Source organism: Oligoflexus sp. (assembly GCF_035638955.1).
GTDB lineage: Bacteria > Bdellovibrionota_B > Oligoflexia > Oligoflexales > Oligoflexaceae > Oligoflexus.
Map to the genome: position 1 here is coordinate 1 of NZ_DASQYZ010000504.1, position 2,657 is coordinate 2,657.

The following is a 2,657-nucleotide window of genomic DNA, read 5'->3' on the forward strand; positions in this document are numbered from 1 at the left end:
CAGCGGATGGAGGTCAGGATAATCGACTTTTGGAAATGCCGTCCTTTGAAGCTCAGCGCCATAACCACTCCCTGGATACGGTGAACCAGGAACTATGACGAGTCCCTGGTCGAAACACCAGAGGCTTTTTGCAACAGATCCAACTTTCTTATTACCGGATAAGACTTTCCAACAAACCATAGTGAATCGGTGCAATCGCTGATTTTTTACCTCGCATGCGAAATGAAAAAGCCCAACAAGATACTCATCGAGGACGCGCAGCTTCAGGTGTTTTTACGAATTTCAGAATCGGATGCCAACTGAGCAAGGAACTCCAAAAAGCCGAACAACACTATTCATTTTGAGCATGCAGAAGAAAGCCCGCACAAAGCGGGCCTGCTCAGAATCATTTTTCTTTTTCTTAATTCCTTGCCCCATTTTAAGTGGCAGCCTTACGAATCCTCGCTTTTGGCCTCGGCTTTTTTGGATTCGCATAAATCATGTCCCATTCCTCATCTGGAACATAAAACCAATGCGGAACCCCATTTTTCAAGGCAACCCTGGTTACTTCGCATAGATCGTCGCGCGGTGGCGCATAGCTGTTTCGATCATAGCACTCGTAGAATTCATAAGGCAGTGCGGCTGGAAGCTTGAGTTCCTGGATGATGCTTTTGCAGAGCGCCCCGTGCGAATCCGTCACGCTCGGTCCTGTGTTATCGCTTAGCTCGGTCACAAGTATTGAAAACCTGCCGTGCGAATCGACAAAGGTTTCGAGCCTGCAACACGAGGTCACCGACTGGGTAGCGCGGTAATACCATCGGCTGACCTTGATGATCGGAAGTTTAATCATTAATGTTTAACCCACCATGAAACACATGTGATGACTGTGTCTCAGCGAATACTTGGGATGCATCTGGAATTTTCCCGAATATGGTCGCTGATTTAAATAATGCTATGAGAGAAGGATACCGAATACTGATAGTCTGTTAAAGCGGAATTTCGGCGAAAATGTGCTTCCTTCCTTCCTGGATCATCCAGCAAACCGCAGACGCATTTATTTGGGATCCAAGCACACGTGGAGACCAGCAGGGGCTGTGATTCACGCGAAAGGATTTTTGTTCATGCTGCTGCCCGAATTGTTCCGCGGCACATGGAGATCTGAAACGGAGTATTCCAGTTCAGAAATGACGTCCCTCTCAGAATAACCGCTAAAGTACCTCAGTTCGAAACTGTACGACAAAGTTTTGATATCGCGATTATATTTCTGGCGAATGTATTCGGTAATTTTTCCAATCCACTTGGCATAATCAGATTGAAAATCCACAGGCCTTGCTCCCTTGGATATGGCTCTTACCTATGGGCTATCGGGTTGAGTGATTGGCGAATTGAGGACGTGTCCTCAAATACTGCAAAGCCATCCAAATAGCCGAATTGATGGAAAAAAGTCAAGGATTCATAATTCGCTTTTCGGCAATTAAACGGCAGGGGTGGAAATTAATTGTCAGCCAATGCGTATATGATGGCCTTTGGCAAGATATTCAAACTGCAGACTCAGCACGGAAGAAAAATCCTTGAGCAGAAACGATTTTAACTCGGCCGGATGCGGGACTTTCTTTTCGGCGAGAAAGATTCGAAAAACCAATCCCGGACCTTCAGCCGAAGGCTGGAGCCAAGCCTTGTCCTGCCATGGAGCCAAAACGTGCGTGAAATCTCCCTGCAGATCATAGGCCCACGTTTGGATATCGCCTTTATCAATGGCCTTTTTAATATTTCCAAGCAAGGTGGTGGGATCGGCACTTGCAATTATAATGTGATCGTACATTATCTTTTTGGCTCGCATACGAAGTGAAAACGCCCAACAAATTATTCGGAAGTTTTTCGAAAAACTTGAAACGATGTCCTGCTTCCCAGCGTGCCTAACCAAGTGTAGCGCGCGTCCTCCGCGTAATAATATTCATTGAGAAAGCAAAATTTTATGTGCTTTTAAGATTGCGGAAGAAGCCGGGGAATTAGACTGCATCCTGAGAATTTTTCGCCGGCTTATTTGCACGTAAACGGTCGGCAATCCAAACATTGATTAACGCCTTGCGGGCCACATTCAAACGACGAGCCTCCATATCAAGTTCCGCGATCATCCAGGTTGGAAGATCGATCGTTAGAGTCTTTGTTGCAGAGGTCAGAACCTTGTCATGACCTTCTCCTTCATCCACCATCTGGTCGAAATGTTCAGCAGTCACTTTCTTCATCGCATTTACCTTCCTTTGTATGCGAGGCCGCAGGAACATGATAGTGGTGTCACTCCTGACAAATACTTTTTGACATGTCAAAATCATCATCATCACACTGGGTAATTTCATAATTTCAGCCATAAGATATCACATGGATATCTTCAGATATATGCTCTGGATATTAGTTAGCTAAATAGCGTGCAGTATTGACCAAGGAAGATGACCGCTTTCTGCGCTAACCCATTGATTTTTTAACAATTTTTTATTGGATGCCATTATGCGGGGTATTTGCATAATTTTGGAGCTGAGATTATTGAGATTTTTGGAGCGGCTTACAAATTCGATGGTACGTGCATAAAACAACGACCAAATGGCGGTATCGTGGCAGTACCAGCGTCAGGATGCCTGTACCGCGGGGTGCCCCATACAGGTCAATTTTCGGCACTGGAA

Annotated in this window: 4 protein-coding genes; all 4 read right to left on the reverse strand. The window is 45.5% G+C overall.

Going from position 1 to position 2,657, the window contains the following annotated elements; genetic code table 11:
• Positions 1 to 418 precede the first annotated feature (418 nt).
• The 4 genes from VE954_RS41835 to VE954_RS41850 all read right to left on the reverse strand — a co-directional run bounded on the left by VE954_RS41835 (position 419) and on the right by VE954_RS41850 (position 2,225).
• Positions 419 to 829 carry a hypothetical protein gene (locus VE954_RS41835; RefSeq protein WP_324964475.1) on the reverse strand — a complete coding sequence of 137 codons (411 nt, stop codon included), beginning with the start codon at positions 827 to 829 and terminating at the stop codon, positions 419 to 421.
• Between the two features lie 249 nt (positions 830 to 1,078).
• Positions 1,079 to 1,303, reverse strand: a complete 225-nt coding sequence (locus tag VE954_RS41840) for a hypothetical protein (protein WP_324964477.1) — start codon at positions 1,301 to 1,303, stop codon at positions 1,079 to 1,081.
• 177 nt (positions 1,304 to 1,480) lie between these two features.
• Positions 1,481 to 1,819, reverse strand: a complete 339-nt coding sequence (locus VE954_RS41845; RefSeq protein WP_324964479.1) for a hypothetical protein — start codon at positions 1,817 to 1,819, stop codon at positions 1,481 to 1,483.
• Positions 1,820 to 1,988: 169 nt separating this feature from the next.
• Complete coding sequence (locus VE954_RS41850) at positions 1,989 to 2,225, reverse strand: hypothetical protein (RefSeq protein ID WP_324964482.1); 237 nt, start codon at positions 2,223 to 2,225, stop codon at positions 1,989 to 1,991.
• Positions 2,226 to 2,657 lie beyond the last annotated feature (432 nt).